This window comes from Rhizobium sp. IY2, from assembly GCF_047532935.1.
In the GTDB taxonomy this organism is placed as follows: domain Bacteria; phylum Pseudomonadota; class Alphaproteobacteria; order Rhizobiales; family Rhizobiaceae; genus Rhizobium; species Rhizobium anhuiense.
The window spans coordinates 113,221-127,976 of the sequence record NZ_JBLKNU010000004.1; the positions used below are offsets into that span (position 1 = coordinate 113,221).

The 14,756-nt window shown below is 61.0% G+C and carries 14 protein-coding genes; 7 read left to right on the plus strand and 7 right to left on the minus strand.

All coding sequences use genetic code 11. The features are described from left to right. Positions 1-111: 111 nt before the first annotated feature. Together ACMUVN_RS16335 and ACMUVN_RS16340 are read left to right on the plus strand one after the other, a co-directional pair. A complete protein-coding gene (locus ACMUVN_RS16335; RefSeq protein ID WP_063473863.1) occupies positions 112-1,026 on the plus strand; it encodes an HpcH/HpaI aldolase/citrate lyase family protein in 915 nt (304 codons plus the stop codon). Beyond that, entirely contained in the window at positions 1,026-1,232 is a 207-nt protein-coding gene (locus ACMUVN_RS16340) for a DUF1737 domain-containing protein (protein WP_017962591.1), read from the plus strand. Before ACMUVN_RS16335 ends, ACMUVN_RS16340 begins: the two co-directional genes overlap by 1 nt. Positions 1,233-1,254: 22 nt before the next feature. On the opposite strand, the gene ACMUVN_RS16345 is transcribed toward ACMUVN_RS16340, so the two are convergent. Next, positions 1,255-1,692: a metallopeptidase family protein gene (locus tag ACMUVN_RS16345; RefSeq protein WP_028759144.1), complete on the minus strand. Its 438-nt coding sequence runs from the start codon at positions 1,690-1,692 to the stop codon at positions 1,255-1,257. A 161-nt stretch (positions 1,693-1,853) separates the two neighbouring features. Here ACMUVN_RS16345 and ACMUVN_RS16350 point away from each other — a divergent pair, with 161 nt between their 5' ends. The 5 genes from ACMUVN_RS16350 to bfr all read left to right on the plus strand — a co-directional run bounded on the left by ACMUVN_RS16350 (position 1,854) and on the right by bfr (position 8,686). Then, positions 1,854-2,798 carry an ImuA family protein gene (locus ACMUVN_RS16350; RefSeq protein ID WP_183904646.1) on the plus strand — a complete coding sequence of 315 codons (945 nt, stop codon included), beginning with the start codon at positions 1,854-1,856 and terminating at the stop codon, positions 2,796-2,798. A gap of 10 nt (positions 2,799-2,808) precedes the next feature. Then, the gene (locus ACMUVN_RS16355; protein ID WP_414815344.1) at positions 2,809-4,254 is read left to right on the plus strand and encodes a Y-family DNA polymerase; all 1,446 of its coding nucleotides are present in this window, start codon (positions 2,809-2,811) and stop codon (positions 4,252-4,254) included. After that, entirely contained in the window at positions 4,251-7,715 is a 3,465-nt protein-coding gene (locus ACMUVN_RS16360) for an error-prone DNA polymerase (RefSeq protein WP_414815291.1), read from the plus strand. The genes ACMUVN_RS16355 and ACMUVN_RS16360 overlap by 4 nt, the downstream gene beginning before the upstream one ends. A gap of 121 nt (positions 7,716-7,836) precedes the next feature. Next, positions 7,837-8,235 carry a (2Fe-2S)-binding protein gene (locus ACMUVN_RS16365; RefSeq protein WP_080759938.1) on the plus strand — a complete coding sequence of 133 codons (399 nt, stop codon included), beginning with the start codon at positions 7,837-7,839 and terminating at the stop codon, positions 8,233-8,235. After that, positions 8,201-8,686 (plus strand): bacterioferritin, encoded by a 486-nt coding sequence (gene bfr / locus ACMUVN_RS16370; protein ID WP_047615824.1) that lies wholly within the window; start codon positions 8,201-8,203, stop codon positions 8,684-8,686. Before ACMUVN_RS16365 ends, bfr begins: the two co-directional genes overlap by 35 nt. Before the next feature lie 130 nt (positions 8,687-8,816). On the opposite strand, the gene ACMUVN_RS16375 is transcribed toward bfr, so the two are convergent. The 6 genes from ACMUVN_RS16375 to rsfS form a co-directional block, all read right to left on the minus strand. Further along, complete coding sequence (locus ACMUVN_RS16375; protein WP_047615822.1) at positions 8,817-9,350, minus strand: RNA pyrophosphohydrolase; 534 nt, start codon at positions 9,348-9,350, stop codon at positions 8,817-8,819. A gap of 51 nt (positions 9,351-9,401) precedes the next feature. Further along, positions 9,402-10,595, minus strand: a complete 1,194-nt coding sequence (locus tag ACMUVN_RS16380) for a divergent polysaccharide deacetylase family protein (protein WP_063473858.1) — start codon at positions 10,593-10,595, stop codon at positions 9,402-9,404. Between the two features lie 75 nt (positions 10,596-10,670). Beyond that, entirely contained in the window at positions 10,671-11,993 is a 1,323-nt protein-coding gene (locus tag ACMUVN_RS16385) for a S41 family peptidase (RefSeq protein WP_028759099.1), read from the minus strand. Further along, positions 11,983-13,383: a murein hydrolase activator EnvC family protein gene (locus ACMUVN_RS16390; RefSeq protein ID WP_168333459.1), complete on the minus strand. Its 1,401-nt coding sequence runs from the start codon at positions 13,381-13,383 to the stop codon at positions 11,983-11,985. The genes ACMUVN_RS16385 and ACMUVN_RS16390 overlap by 11 nt, the downstream gene beginning before the upstream one ends. 176 nt (positions 13,384-13,559) lie before the next feature. Then, a complete protein-coding gene (gene rlmH / locus ACMUVN_RS16395) occupies positions 13,560-14,042 on the minus strand; it encodes a 23S rRNA (pseudouridine(1915)-N(3))-methyltransferase RlmH (RefSeq protein WP_168333460.1) in 483 nt (160 codons plus the stop codon). 118 nt (positions 14,043-14,160) lie between these two features. Continuing rightward, positions 14,161-14,604, minus strand: coding sequence for a ribosome silencing factor (gene rsfS, locus ACMUVN_RS16400; RefSeq protein ID WP_032984631.1), 444 nt, complete (start codon positions 14,602-14,604; stop codon positions 14,161-14,163). Positions 14,605-14,756: the final 152 nt, after the last annotated feature.

The following is a 14,756-nucleotide window of genomic DNA, read 5'->3' on the forward strand; positions in this document are numbered from 1 at the left end:
TGTGGTCCTTCTCTTTCCTCTCTGCAAGGCAAGCATGGCTTTTTGTTGTTCTGCTGGATGTTCTGGGGCAGGTTGCTTGCTTCGGCTGTCAAAGCTTGGCACTAATTCGCCATGAGCCGAAACCCCGTGACCCCTCGCCTGCGCCGTTCGGTGCTGAGCGTGCCTGCCATCAACCCCCGCGCCCTCGAAAAGACCCATGCGGTCGATTGCGATGCAGTGATCTTCGATCTCGAGGATTCGGTGGCGCCGGAAAAGAAGGCGGAAGCGCGGGAAAACCTGAGGCGCTTTTTTTCGGATCGGCCGCTCCAAGGCAAGGAGCGGATCATCCGTATCAACAGCCTGTCGTCCAATTTCGGCCTGGCCGATCTGAAGCTGGTGACGGCGCTTGGTCCCGATGCCGTTCTGCTGCCGAAGGTCGACGAGCCGCAGGATGTCACTGATATCAGCGACCTTCTCTCCGAGGCGGATGCGCCCGAAGATCTGCGCATCTGGGCGATGATCGAGACGCCGCGCGGCATCCTGAATGCGGCTGATATCGCCGAGGCCGGGCGCACGCCGGGCTCGCGGCTCGATTGTCTCGTCGTCGGGCTCAACGACCTGCGCAAGGAAACCGACGTGCTGCCGCAGCCGGGACGGAGCTATCTCGTGCCGTGGCTGATGCAGGTCGTCCTTGCGGTCAGCGCCTACGGGCTCGATGCGATCGACAGCGTCTTCAACGATTTCAGGGACGAGCAGGGTTTCGATGCCGAATGTCAGCAGGGCCGGGCCATGGGCTTTACCGGCAAGATGCTGATCCATCCCGCGCAGATCGAGCCCGCCAATCGCCATTTCGGCCCGGATCCGGCCGCGATTGCGGAAGCGGAGGCGATCATATCAGCCTTTGCCGATCCCGCTTCCGAGGGGCTGAACGTCATCAATGCAGGCGGTCGGATGATCGAGCGGCTGCATCTTGTCCAGGCGGAAAGTCTGGTTCATAAAGCCCGCCTGATCGCAGCCCGCCAGGCTGCAGCACGAAAGACGATGTGATGAAACTCTACCGCTTCCTGACCGGTCCCGACGATGCTTCCTTCTGCCACAAGGTTACCGCCGCCCTCAACAAGGGCTGGTCGCTGGAGGGCTCGCCGACCTATGCCTTCAATGCCGCAACCGGCGCGATGCAGTGCGGCCAGGCCGTCGTCAAACATGTCGAAGGCAAGGATTACGATCCTGAGATGAAGCTCTCCGAGCAGTAGCGCGTTCTGCCGAACGCGCGGTTTAGCGCTCGGCGGCTTCCTCGGCGCTGGCCTCGATCCGCTCCATGTCATCGTCGCTCAGCCCGAAATGATGGCCGATCTCGTGGATCAGGACATGGGTGATGATATCGCCGAGCGTCTCATCGTTCTCAGCCCAGTAATCGAGGATGGGGCGGCGGTAGAGGCGGATGCGGTTCGGCATCTCGCCGGTTTCCACCGTGAAACGTTCGGAAATGCCCCTGCCCTCGAAAAGGCCGAGCAGGTCGAAAGGGGTTTCCAGCGCCATGTCCTCGAAAACGTCGTCATCGGGGAAATCCTCGATCTCGATCGTGAGGTTGGTCGTCAGCTGGCGGAATTCATCCGGCAGATGGCTGTAGGCCTCCATTGCCAGCGACTCGAAGGTGCTGATCGTCGGCGCATGGCGGTCCCGCCAATCATCGCTCTGGTCTCTGCGGGCCATGAATATTCCTTCCTTTGCGGGCCCATATAGAACCTTTATCGCCGATTTTCGAGTGCGGAATCAAAGGCAGGAATAAATTCATAGAGAATGGCCGTTGACTCTTCATTAGCTCTCTGGAATCTATAAGAACATAACAGGAACAAGACGGATTGGAGAACGCCATGGCGCAGCACGCCCTGGCGCGCGAGCGGCTTTTTGCGCTCCGCGAAACCATCGCCAGACTGGAGGGAAAGCCCGCGCCGGCGCTTGCCGCGGCGGAACGGGAAGCCGTGGCGGAAGGACGCAAGGCCCGCCAGGAGCGCACTCTGCCGCCCCTGCCGTTTGGAATAGAGTTCCTCGATGGGGCACTGGAAGGCGGCCTGCCGCTCGATGCGATCACCGAATTCCGCTCGGCTCTGTCTCGCGATGCCGGTGCGGCAAGCGGGCTGGCTATGGCTGTTGCCGCACGGCTGCAGAAACAGGAAGCGGATGCCGGCAGGTTTCTGCCGTTGCTCTGGATCGGCGATGCAATCGGCACGCTGGAGGCCGGCCGTCCCTATGCCCCCGGACTTCGGGATTTCGGACTGAGCCCGGAGCGGTTTCTCCACGCCGCGCCACGCAAGCTGGACGAGGCGCTCTGGCTGGTGGAGGCGGCGGTGGAAAGCGCTGCCTTCTCGGCCGTCATCTTCGAAGTGCGAGGCAATCCCGCCCATTTCGGGCTGACCGAAAGCCGCAGGCTCAGTCTTCGGGCGCGGGCTGCCCGCCATCCACTCTTTCTCGTGCGCCAGGCCGGAGCGGAGGAGGCAAGCAGTGCGGCTTTCCGTCTGCATGTCGAACCGGCCCCGGCCGGTCTACGGCCGTTGCCGGACGGATCGAGGCTTTCCGGCAGCATCGGCAATCCGATTTTCCGTCTCACGCTGGAGAAGAGCCGCAATCCGGCTCCGCTCTCCTTTCTTCTGGAGTGGAATCCCCATGAACGCGAATTTCTCCCTGTCGCCGAACCAAACCTCGTTCGTCCTCCAGGCGAACAGTCAGCGCATTCTGGCGCTCAGCTTCCCGCATCTGCCAACGGACCGCATCGCCCGCAAACGATGGGGGCTCTCCTGGCGTTCGAAAGGGCGTCCTGAGACGCCGCCTATCGTCTGTTCCGGCAAGCTCAACAATGCCATTCGGCTGACGGCACTGGACGAGTTGGCCGAGAGGCTGGGGTTGAGGAAGGATTTGGGCGTTGCCGAAGCGCGCGCCATGTATCCAATGCTCGAGGTCGCGGAAGAGGATCCGGCGGCCGACCGCCGGCTGCTGGAGGCAATTGCCGACTGGTGCGACCGTTATACGCCGCTGGTGGCATTCGACGGCAAGGACGGTCTGTTTCTCGACATTAGCGGCTGCGCCCATCTGTTCGGCGGTGAAAAGGCGCTTCTTCGGGATGTGCTGTCGCGGCTTTTTCATATGGGGTTCGATGCACGGGGCGCGATTTCATCATCGCCCGGCCTTTCCTGGGCGGTGTCCCGCTTCGGGCAGAGTGGCGTGATCGAGGACGAAGAGGCGGAACATGTGCTGGTGTCCTTGCCGGTTACAGCCTTGCGGCTGGAAGGACAAACCGTCGATGCTCTGAAGAAGCTCGGCCTGAAATATATCGGCGATGTCATCGATGCGCCGCGAGCGCCGCTAACCCGCCGGTTCGGGCCGGAGCTGCTTCTGCGTCTCGACCAGGCGCTGGGGCATGAAGAAGAGCCGGTCTCTCCCCGGCGTCCTGTCGCCAGCCTCTCGGCCGAAAGCCGGCTGATCGAGCCCATCGGGACGGAAGAGCAGATCCTTGCCGTCACCAGGCAGGTCGCCATGTCGCTGCAGCCGTCGCTGGAGGCGCGAGGGGCTGGCGGGCGGGTGTTCGAACTGGTCCTGTTCCGCGTCGACGGCAGGGTCTTTCGTATCTCCGTCGGCGCTTCGCAGCCGCTGCGCGAACCAAAGCTCATTGCCGGGCTTTTTTCCGAGCGATTGCAGGCGGTCTATGATGATCTCGATGCCGGCTATGGTTTCGAGATCCTGCGGTTGAATGTGTTGCGGCACGATTCCTTCAACGAAGCGCAGGGGGATTTCGAGGGCGATCGTCAGGGAGAGATCTCGCTTTCTGTTTTCGTCGACCGGGTGTCGGCCCGGCTTGGTGCGGATTGCCTGCAAAGCTTCCAGCTTCGCGAGAGTCATGTGCCGGAACGCGCCGTCATTACGGTTCCTGTGATGGAGAGTCTTCCCAGGCGGAAGGTAGCGCGGGACATCCAACTTCCTTTCCGCGAAGAGCGCCCGTTGCGGCTCTTTGCAACGCCGGAGCCGGTCGAGATCATGATGGCCGAAGTGCCCGATGGTCCGCCGCAGATCTTCCGCTGGCGGCGCATGCAGCATCAGGTGGCAAGAAGCGAAGGGCCGGAACGGATTGCCATGGAGTGGTGGATCGATGGGGATGAGGCCGAGGCGCGTGACTATTTCCGCATTGAGGATGAGACCGGGCATCGCTTCTGGATCTATCGTCGTGGTTTTTATGGTCAGGAGTTTGACCCTCGCTGGTTCATGCACGGCGTGTTCGCATGACAACCGCACGGGCATTCTTCGAGGTCGGCACGAGAACGAATTTCTCGTTTCTCGAAGGCGCCTCCGGTCCGGAAGAGATGGTTGTGCAGGCCGCTTATTTGAAGCTCGGCGGTCTCGGGATTGCGGACCGCAATTCGGTTGCCGGCGTTGTGCGAGCGCATGCCCAGGCGGAGCAGCTTGAGGAGAGATACAAGAACAGGGATGAGATTCTGGCTGAGGCGAAGAAGAAGGGAAAAACAGAGGTCATTCTCGATCCTATCCGGGTTCAACCGGGCGCGCGTCTCGTCTTTTCCGACGGAACGCCTGATATCCTTGCCTATCCACAAAACCGGCGAGGCTGGGCAAACCTCTGCCGCCTTCTCAGCGCCGGCAATCTGAAGGAAGAAGCGGTCAAGGGAAGCTGCATCCTGACGGAAGCGGAGCTTGCGGAATGGGGGGACGAGATGATGCTCGCCCTCGTTCCCGACCGCAGTCTTGTCGATCATCAGGCGGGGCAGTCGACGCTGGACGATTATCTGGAGCGGCTTCGCAGGCGATTCCGCAAGGCCTTTTTCATGGCGCTGGCGCCAGCCTATGACGGCCGCGACAGGCAGGTCTTTGCGGTGCTTTCGATGCTGGCTGCCCGAAACCGCGTGCCGCTGATTGCCACCAACCAGCCGATTTACCACCATCCTGAACGCCGGCCGCTTTCGGATGTCGTGATCGCGATCCGGGAGCATGTGCAGATACCACAAGCCGGATTCCTGCTGGCGCCGAATGCCGAACGTTACCTCAAGGATTCACGTGAAATGGCCCGGATCTTCCGGGACTATCCTGATGCGATCGAAAATACGCAGACCTTTTTCGGCAAGCTGAGCTTTTCGCTGAAGGAACTGGAGCACAATTATCCGCCTGAAAACGATCCGGGCGAAACGCCGCAGGAGACCCTGGAAAGACTGACGAGAGCGGGCGCCGCAAGGCGTTATCCCGACGGTATCCCGCCCAAGGTGGCGCAACAGATCGATTATGAACTGAAACTCATTGGGGATAAGCAATATGCCTCCTACTTCCTGACGGTTCACAAGATCATCCAGCACGCCCGCTATGAACTTAAGGTCTTGTGCCAGGGGCGCGGATCGGCGGCAAACTCGGTCATCTGCTATTGTCTTGAGATAACGGAAGTCGATCCGCAGAAGAGCACGCTGCTCTTCGACCGCTTCATTTCGATGGATCGTGACGAACCGCCGGATATCGATGTCGATTTCGAGCATGATCGACGCGAAGAGGTCATCCAGTTCATCTACAAGAGATACGGCATAAAACATGCCGGACTGACGGCGGGGGTGACCACCTATCGGACCCGTTCGGCCGGCCGTGAGGTCGCCAAGGCCTTTGGGCTCTCGGAGGATGTTCAGTCGGCGATCAGCAGCCTCGTCTGGGGCTGGTCGGAGGACAATCTCTCCGAACGGGATGCCAAGGCGGCCGGCCTCGACATCAAGGATCCGGTGACGCAGAACGTGCTGAAATATGCGTCCGAGCTTCTCGGTTTCCCCCGCCACCTCACCCAGCATGTTGGCGGCTTCGTCATCACGCGGGACCGTCTCGACGAGGTGGTGCCGATCATGAAGACGGCGATGCCGGATCGCTACATGATCGAGTGGGACAAGGACGACCTCGACAATGTCAAGATCCTCAAGGTGGATGTGCTGGCGCTTGGCATGCTGACCTGCCTGCGGAAGGCCTTCTCGCTGCTTGAACTGCATTACGACGTGAAGAAGACGCTCGCAGACCTCGGCAACAAGGAGCATGGGGACGAAGGCGAGCCGGTTTACGAGATGATGGGCCGGGCCGATACGCTCGGCGTCTTCCAGATCGAAAGCCGGGCGCAGATGAGCATGCTGCCGCGTCTGAAGCCGAAGCTATTCTACGACCTCGTCATCGAGGTGGCGATCGTGCGGCCAGGACCGATCCAGGGCGATATGGTGCATCCCTATCTGAAGCGCCGGGAGCAGCAGGCCAAGAACATTCCGATCGAATATCCGAGCAAGGAGCTGGAAACGGTTCTGGAAAGAACCCTCGGCGTGCCCTTGTTCCAGGAACAGGCCATGCAGATCGCCATTACCGCCGCAGGCTTCAGACCGGCGGAAGCCGACAAGCTTCGCAGAGCGATGGCGACATTCAAGAGAACCGGGACGATCGGTAATTTCGAAAAGCGGTTCATCGAGGGAATGGTCTCAAAGGGCTATGCCCAGGAATTCGCGCAGCAGTGTTTCAACCAGATTAAAGGCTTCGGCGAATATGGCTTCCCCGAAAGCCACGCCGCCTCCTTCGCGCTGCTCGTCTATGCCTCCTCTTGGCTCAAGGCCTATTATCCCGATGTCTTCTGCGCGGCGATGCTGAACTCCCAGCCGATGGGGTTTTATGCGCCGGCGCAGCTGGTGCGGGATGCACGCGAGCACGGGGTAAGGATCCTGCCGGTCGATATCAATGAATCGGACTGGGATTGCGGACTGGAAGAAGCTGTCTTCGATCGGAATGCCGTCGATTTCCGGCATGAAAAGATGCGCACGATCATCAAGACCCGGCATGCGGTGCGACTGGGTTTTCGCCAGATCAAGGGCCTCTCGATAGACGATATGGAACGACTGGTCGGCAATCGAGGCGAAGGTTACAGTTCGGTGCGCGATCTCTGGCTGCGGTCCGGTCTGCAAAAATCCGTCATCGAACGGCTGGCGGATGCCGATGCGTTCCGGTCGATCGATCTGTCGCGGCGCGAAGCGCTCTGGGCGGTGCGGGCGCTGGATGTGAAGAGCGCAGCCGAGGAACTGCCGCTTTTCGAGCAGACCCGTCATATCGACCTCCAGATCGAACCTATGGCGAAGCTGCCGGACATGCTGCCGGGAGAACAGGTCATCGAGGACTATCGTTATCTCTCGTTGTCGCTGAAGGCGCATCCGGTCTCTTTCCTGCGGGAGGAGTTTCAAAGGACGGGCATCACGCGCAATGTCGATCTGTTGAAGATCGCCAGCGGAAAGCGGGTGACGATCGCCGGCCTCGTGCTGGTGCGCCAGCGACCGGGTTCGGCCAAAGGTGTGATCTTCATGACGCTGGAAGACGAAACCGGTGTGGCCAATGCGATCGTCTGGCCGAAAATGTTCGATAAATACCGATCGGTCGTGATGGGTGCTCGGCTGGTGAAAATCCGCGGCAGGCTGCAAAGCCAGAGCGGGGTGATCCATACCGTTGTCGAGCATATCGAGGATATGACGCCGGCGCTCGGGGTCCTGCAACGCGAGGCCCGGCGTTTCGGCGCCTGCGAACGGGCAGACGAAGTGCTGAGACCGGGGGGCGATCCGCGGCAGAAAAAGCTTGCGCATGCGCAGGAGAGGGTGGAGCTGGAAAAACGCATGGTTGCAACAGACCGCCATGCGGGCGCGGCGGCAACGGCTGAAGTGATGCCGCGCGGACGCAACTTCCATTAAAATAGCGTCACCCGATCAGGGCATGCGGCGCGTCTTCATCGGCCTTGTGGCGTCATCATCCTGAAACCTCTGCATAATTTTAGACGATATGCATGGGGTCTCATCCGGACGCTGTTATTCAATGATGCGGGGCTCGAATTTTTTCTTGACAGCCACCATCTTCTTTAGCAGAAAACACGATAGTCAGTGTCATGTTTGGAATGAAGACGTGCTCGTCTGCAGCTGCAATTATATAACCGATAAGGAAATCCGGGAGGTTATCACCAACCTTCTCGATGAAGACTGTTGGCAGCTTATCGTGCCTGCGAAGGTCTACCACGCCATGGAAAAACGCGGCCGCTGCTGCGGCTGTTTTCCCAACGTCGTCGACATCATTATCCAGACGACCGAGGAATATCACGCCCGTCGCCACTCGACGGAGACCGAAATATTTGATTTCATGTCCCGCTTGAAACAATTCCATGAGGAAAACAGGAGAGCGGACATTGAAAGGCGACAAAAAGGTCATCGAGCGGCTTAACGAGGCGTTGTTCCTCGAACTCGGTGCGGTCAACCAATATTGGGTTCACTATCGTCTTCTTGAGGACTGGGGCTACACCAAGCTCGCCAAGAAGGAGCGCGCCGAATCCATCGAAGAGATGCATCATGCCGACCGGCTTGTTGCGCGCATCATCTTCCTCGAAGGCCATCCCAACCTGCAGACCCTTGCACCTCTGCGCATCGGCCAGAACGTCAAGGAAGTGCTGGAAGCCGATCTTGCCGGCGAATATGACGCCCGCACGGCTTACAAGAAGTCGCGCGATATCTGTCATGAGGCCGGCGACTACGTCTCCATGAAGCTTTTCGAAGAGCTGCTGGCGGACGAGGAAGGTCATATCGACTTCCTCGAAACACAGATCGATCTGCTCGAGAAAATCGGCGAGAGCAAATACGGCCAGCTCAACGCCGACTCCGCCGACGAGGCTGAATAAGGCCCCTGCCGATATCGGCCGCCCCATCGGCGGCCGATATTCTTCACCTGGCCCGATATTCTTCATCTGGCATTGTCGTGGACCTTGCTCCCGTTTGCCGAGCGCAAACCGAAGCGGTCTTCCTGCTCAATCAATCTTCCGATTGCAGCGTCGTCAGATGCTGGAATTCGGCCACGACCTGGTCGTAGACGGCGCGCTTGAAGGGGACGATCAACCCCGGCAGCTGCTGCATCGGCTTCCACTCCCAGGCATCGAATTCCGGCTCGTGGCCGCCCGGCGGCGGGTTGATGGCGATCTCGCTGTCGTCGCCGTCGAAGCGGAAGGCGAACCAGCGCTGCGTCTGACCGCGGAATTTTCCTTTCAGCCCGATGCCGATCAGTGCCGGCGGCAGATCGTAGTTGATCCAGTCTCGCGCTTCGGCGAGCAGGGTCACCGTCTTCATGCCGGTCTCCTCGTAGAGCTCGCGGTAGGCGGCGTCCAATGGATCCTCGCCCTTGTCGATGCCGCCCTGAGGCATCTGCCAGAGCTGCGGCGAGCCGTCATATTCGGAATTGCCGTCGGGGATGCGCCGCCCGGCCCAGACGAGACCCTGGCGGTTCAAGATCATCACGCCGACGCAGGGGCGGTAGGGCAGATCCTCGGCTTTCACAGTCGCCTGGCTCATCTTTTTCTCCGTTAGGGGATTCTTCTCAGGGATCCTTATCAAGGATTCTTATCAAGGATTCCGGGGGTCGTTGGAAAGGGCGGCGACGCCGACGATCTCGATGCCGCGCATCGCGGCCCCCTCGCTCCATTTGGCGATGGCGTCAACGCTCTCATCGAAAGCCGATGCGACGCCGATCGCCTGACCGTTCTTGCGGGCGATGCGCTCGAGCTCGTCGAGCTTCTTCAGGATGGCGTTGATATCGAGCTGGCCGTCGAGCTGCAGATCGGCAAAAGCATAAGGCAGTTCGGTTCCCTTGGCCACCGTCGCCGTCTTTGATTGTGCCGAAGTGCCGTCGTCGAGGAACAGCAGGCCGCGTTTGCCGATATCGCGCATCACGGGTTCCATGGCGGCGGGATCCGACAAGAAACGGCCGCCGAGATAATTCATGACGCCGGTATAATTGGTGATCTCGCCCATCGCCTTGTGCAGGTTCTCGATGTTGCGGGCGGCCGGCTTCGTGGTCAGCAGGGTTTCAGGACCCGGATCATTCGCCGGATAATCAAATGGTTCGAGCGGTACCTGCAACAGGATCTCGTGGCCGCCGCGGCGGGCTTCCTGCATCCAGCGCTGCAGACTGTTGCCGCTCGCGGCGAAAGCGAAGGTGATCTCTTCCGGCAGGTCCGCTATGGCGCGCTGCGTTCCGGTCTGGCTGAGCCCGAGACCGCTGACGACGATGGCGATGCGGACGCCGCGCGCGCCGGACGAAGGACGGGCATATTGATCCATCGGCCGCCGGCCATCCGGACCGACGATCGGAAGCCTGCCCAAGGGGGTTTCTTCGAGCAATGCTTCATTCGGCTGAGCTGCCATGCGCGGATCCTGGCCGATCTGCATGGCATCGACCAGCACCGGCCCGCTGCCGTCACGCGGGCGCGGGCTGTATTTGGTGACGACGGAGCCGTCACCGGTGACCATCTGCTCGACATTGGCGCCCGAGCGCGGCTCGGCGCGCGGCATGCCGTCAGCCGCCTGGTTGGCGGCTGACGTTGGTGGCCGAGGCTGGGAAGGCGGCGTTGCTGGCTGCTCGGCCGCAGGCGGTTTGCTGCGTTCGAGCCCATCGCCGCGAAATGCCGTATAGAGCGAAAAGCCGCCTATCGCGAAAAGGCAGAGACTGGCGGCGATGCGGCCCAGGCGCAGAACACCCGGGCGCCGGCTGCCGGTTTTGCGGTTGCGGCCCAAAGGCGCATGCAGGTCCGTTCCCAATTTTTCGCCCGCTCCAAAACCGGGAAACAGCAGAAAGGGAAGGCCGGGCGAGGTGCCCGGCCTTGAGATGATCGATTACTTGGCGACGACGGCCTTGTCCGGGTTCGGCGGGAAGGCCGGATCGGTCTTCTTGCCGCGCAGGAGGTCGAGCGCGTAGTTCAGCTGAACGTCGTCCTTCGGGTCCGGCGGGACGTAAGCAACGGAGCCCGAACCTTCGTCCGTCTCGCTCTGGCCCTTGATGTGGCCGCGCAGGCTGGATTCGCCTTCGGTCACCATCTTGCCCTGCAGTTCCTCCGGCAGCGGCTCCTCGACCTTGATGTCGGGCGTGATGCCGGTACCCTGGATCGAGCGGCCCGACGGCGTGTAATAGAGCGCCGTGGTCAGGCGCAGCGCGCCGTTTTCGCCGAGCGGGATGATCGTCTGGACGGAGCCCTTGCCGAAAGAGCGCGTGCCGAGAATGGTGGCACGGCGCAGATCCTGAAGAGCGCCGGCGACGATTTCCGATGCGGAAGCCGAACCGCCATTGATCAGCACGATCACCGGCTTGCCATCCGTCAGGTCGCCCGGGCCGGCATTGAAGCGGCGGGTTTCATCCGGATTGCGGCCGCGGGTCGAAACGACCTCGCCGCGCTGCAGCAGGGCATCGGAGACGTTGATCGCCTGGTCGAGCAGGCCGCCCGGATTGAGGCGCAGGTCGAGAACATAACCCTTCAGCTTGTCAGCCGGAACGGTGTCCTTGATCTTCTTGATCGCCTTTTCCATGTCGGGATAGGTCTTCTCGGTGAAGGAGATGATGCGGAGATAACCGACATCGTCCTCGACACGCGACTTGACTGCCTGGACGGCGACGACGTCACGGACGATCGTCAGTTCGATCGGCTTATCGGCGCCCTTGCGGATCAGCGTTAGCTTGATCGGCGTGTTGACGGCGCCGCGCATCTTCTCGACGGCGTCCTCCAGCTTCAGGCCGCGCACGGACTGGCCGTCGATCTCGGAGATATAGTCACCGGCGAGAACACCGGCCTTGGCGGCGGGCGTATCATCGATGGGGGTGATGACCTTGACGAGTTCGTCTTCCATCGTGACTTCGATGCCGAGACCGCCGAACTCACCCTTGGTCTGGGTGCGCATGTCCTCGGCGTCCTTCGCATTCATGTAGCTCGAATGCGGATCGAGAGAGGAGAGCATGCCGTTGATGGCGTTCTCGATCAGCTTGTCTTCGGCCGGTGGCGTCACGTATTGCGCACGCACGCGCTCGAAGACATCGCCGAAAACCGAAAGTTCCTTGTATGTAGAGGATCCGGCCGCTTCTGCCGGCACACCCGCCGAGTAAATGACGCTCATTGCGGTCGCACCCATCAATGCGCCGACCAGAACAAGAGAAGCCCTACGAATCATTGCGTGCCTTTCCAGTGTCTTTGGAGGTCCACCACGGCCGGGAATCGACCGGTTTACCGTCCTTTCGAAATTCAATGTAAAGCGTTGGCCGGTCCGTTTCCAGCGCCAAAGCAGTTGCGCTTGCCACTCTTTTTGCGCCCATCACGGCAAGCGGCTCGCCGGAGAAAACGAACTTTCCCTGACGGGTATTGATCGTATCCATTCCCGAGAGAACCAGGTGATATCCATCGCCCACGTCGAGGATGATCATCTGGCCGTAACTGCGGAAAGCGCCGGCGAAAACCACCAGGCCATCCGCAGGCGCCGTCACCACCGTCTCCGGATTGGTGGCGACCGTCATTCCCATGGCCTCGTGTCCGGTGCCGTCGGCATCGCCGAACTGGCGCAGGATATCGCCCGCAACGGGCACCTCCAATTTCGCCTTCAATTCTCCGAAGGGATATGCGGGCGCAATACGGTTTTTATCGGGCACGCCGCTGTCGGCGAGCGCCTTGGCCTGAGCGCGCTGCTCGTCCGTCATAAGCCTGCGGTTCTCCTCCGCCTGGCGGGCGGCGGCGGCAGCATCCCGCACCGAAGCGATCTCCGATTCCATCGAGGCGACAAGGCCTTCAAGGCTCGTCGCCTTGCCCGCCAGCTCTTCGGAGCGTCTTCTCTCGGCTGCGAGTTCGGCGGCATTGCTGCGGCTGAGCTTGTCGTTTTCGGCAAGCAGCAGGTCCATGCGCCGCTCTTCCTCGATGCCATCCGTCATCGTCGCGGTCAGCGAGGCTTTTTCGGCGGCGCTTGCGGTTTGCAATGCGGCGAGGTTTGCGAGGTCTGCTGCAAGTTTGTCGGTCTCCTTGCGGATGCCGGGCACGACCGCGCCGAGCAGAATGGCGCTGCGCACCGATGCGAGCGCGTCATCGGGGGTGACGAGCAAAGCGGGCGGCGGGTTGCGGCCCATGCGCTGGAGTGCTGCCAGCACCTCGGCCAGAAGGCCGCGGCGCTCATGCAGGGAACGGCGGATGCCATCCTCCTTGACGCCGAGATCGGCAAGCTTCTTCTCGCTTTCGAGGATCTGCTTTTCAAGCGCCTTGCGGCGTGCGGCGGAATCGATCAGCGCCTGGCGGATGCTCTCCGTGCTCTTTTCCAGATCGGCAATGCTCCGGCGAAGCGCGCTCACCTTGTCGGTGGAGAGACTGATGGTCTTCGACAGGGTTTCGAGTTCGGCTCGGGTCTGATCACGCTTGGCGGCAAGTTCGGCGGCGGGATCGGGCGGTGGCGGCTCGGCTGCCGGCTGCGGTGCGGATTGTGCCGCTTCGGGGGCGGCTTCCTGCGCCCGGACGATGAACGGATTTGCCGACACGACAATCACCGCCACACCGACACCGGCCGCGATAGCCGGCAGGATCATGCGGTGTCGCCTGGTGGATGCTCTCGTCATGCGTGTTGGGGCACTTTCTCAAATCGCGCGAAGACTAAGCTGATTTGGCGCGCTTTGCCAGAACGTTCGACGGAGAGCGGGTGGCCAAGCAAACACGGCTGCGTGACATTACGACGCGCTGGGTGACGCATTGGGCCGCCGCGGCATCAGACGCGGTGATAGGGGTGGCCGGACAGGATGGTAACGGCGCGGTAGAGCTGTTCGGCGATCAGCGTGCGCACCAGCTGGTGCGGCCAGGTCATCTTGCCAAGACACAGCGTGGCGTCGGCACGATCGTACAGGGAGGGATCGAGGCCGTCGGCGCCGCCGATCGCGATGGTCAGTTCGCGTTTGCCCTGATCGCGATAGGAGCCGAGCAGATTTGCGAAGGCTTCACTGTCGAGCGCCTTGCCGCGTTCATCGAGAAGAATGAGAATGCTGCCATCGGCAAGCGATTTCAAAAGCATCGCCGCCTCTTCACGCTTGCGGGTTTCCGCATTGGAGGCACGGCTTTCGGCCACTTCGGCAACACGGGTAAATTCGAGGCCGACGGCAGGGCCGGCCTTGGCAAAACGCTCGAGATAGCGGGCCACAAGATCCTTTTCGGGGCCGGACTTCAGCCGTCCCACCGCAAAAAGACCTATTCGCATTCATCCGCTCCCGCTCATGCGGCACATCGGGCGCACACTGCGCCACCGGCCGGCTTGTGAAATGTTCCGGCCAGCCAATGCCACGTCTCAGGCGCCGGACAGAATGCCGGCCTGCCTGTCAGTGCCGTGTTTCTTCATCCATATCCGGAGCCGCCCACATCTTTTCGATGTTGTAGAACTCGCGGATTTCGGGACGGAACACATGCACGATAATGTCACCGGTGTCGATCAGGACCCAATCCCCGCCTTCCTGACCTTCGACGCGGGCCGTACCGAGGCCGTCGTCCTTAAGGTCGGTCAGCAGATGATCCGAGATCGCCATGACATGCCTGTTCGAGCGGCCGGAGACGACGATCATGTAGTCTCCCAGCGCCGATTTTCCGGCAATGTCGATGGTGACGATATCTTCAGCTTTGGAGTCCTCAAGGCTGGCGAGGACGGTTTCTAGGGCACGGGCGGCGGCATCGGCGCCACGTTCCGCACTCTTCGGGATAACGGCGAGCGTTTTTCCCTTGGCGTGTACTGTTGTCAGTGCTTTCCCTTTCCTGGAATGACAAACTATGCACAACACAGATCCGATCGAGACCGGATCATGGTTAAGATAGGCATCAAACCATTAATGTTTCAAGACATGCTAAGGTACGGAACGGCCGAAAATCCGATCTAACGTCCGAATTGAAGAATATTGCCACGCGGGCTGCTTCCGGCGGGCGG

What these genes read in the sequence shown, in the direction of transcription:
- ACMUVN_RS16335 (WP_063473863.1), top strand. Translation starts at nt 112, where the DNA reads ATGAGCCGAAACCCCGTGACCCCTCGCCTGCGCCGTTCGGTGCTGAGC.
- ACMUVN_RS16340 (WP_017962591.1), top strand. Translation starts at nt 1,026, where the DNA reads ATGAAACTCTACCGCTTCCTGACCGGTCCCGACGATGCTTCCTTCTGC.
- ACMUVN_RS16345 (WP_028759144.1), bottom strand. Translation starts at nt 1,692, where the DNA reads ATGGCCCGCAGAGACCAGAGCGATGATTGGCGGGACCGCCATGCGCCG.
- ACMUVN_RS16350 (WP_183904646.1), top strand. Translation starts at nt 1,854, where the DNA reads ATGGCGCAGCACGCCCTGGCGCGCGAGCGGCTTTTTGCGCTCCGCGAA.
- ACMUVN_RS16360 (WP_414815291.1), top strand. Translation starts at nt 4,251, where the DNA reads ATGACAACCGCACGGGCATTCTTCGAGGTCGGCACGAGAACGAATTTC.
- ACMUVN_RS16365 (WP_080759938.1), top strand. Translation starts at nt 7,837, where the DNA reads ATGATGCGGGGCTCGAATTTTTTCTTGACAGCCACCATCTTCTTTAGC.
- ACMUVN_RS16375 (WP_047615822.1), bottom strand. Translation starts at nt 9,350, where the DNA reads ATGAGCCAGGCGACTGTGAAAGCCGAGGATCTGCCCTACCGCCCCTGC.
- ACMUVN_RS16385 (WP_028759099.1), bottom strand. Translation starts at nt 11,993, where the DNA reads ATGATTCGTAGGGCTTCTCTTGTTCTGGTCGGCGCATTGATGGGTGCG.
- ACMUVN_RS16390 (WP_168333459.1), bottom strand. Translation starts at nt 13,383, where the DNA reads ATGATCCTGCCGGCTATCGCGGCCGGTGTCGGTGTGGCGGTGATTGTC.
- rlmH (WP_168333460.1), bottom strand. Translation starts at nt 14,042, where the DNA reads ATGCGAATAGGTCTTTTTGCGGTGGGACGGCTGAAGTCCGGCCCCGAA.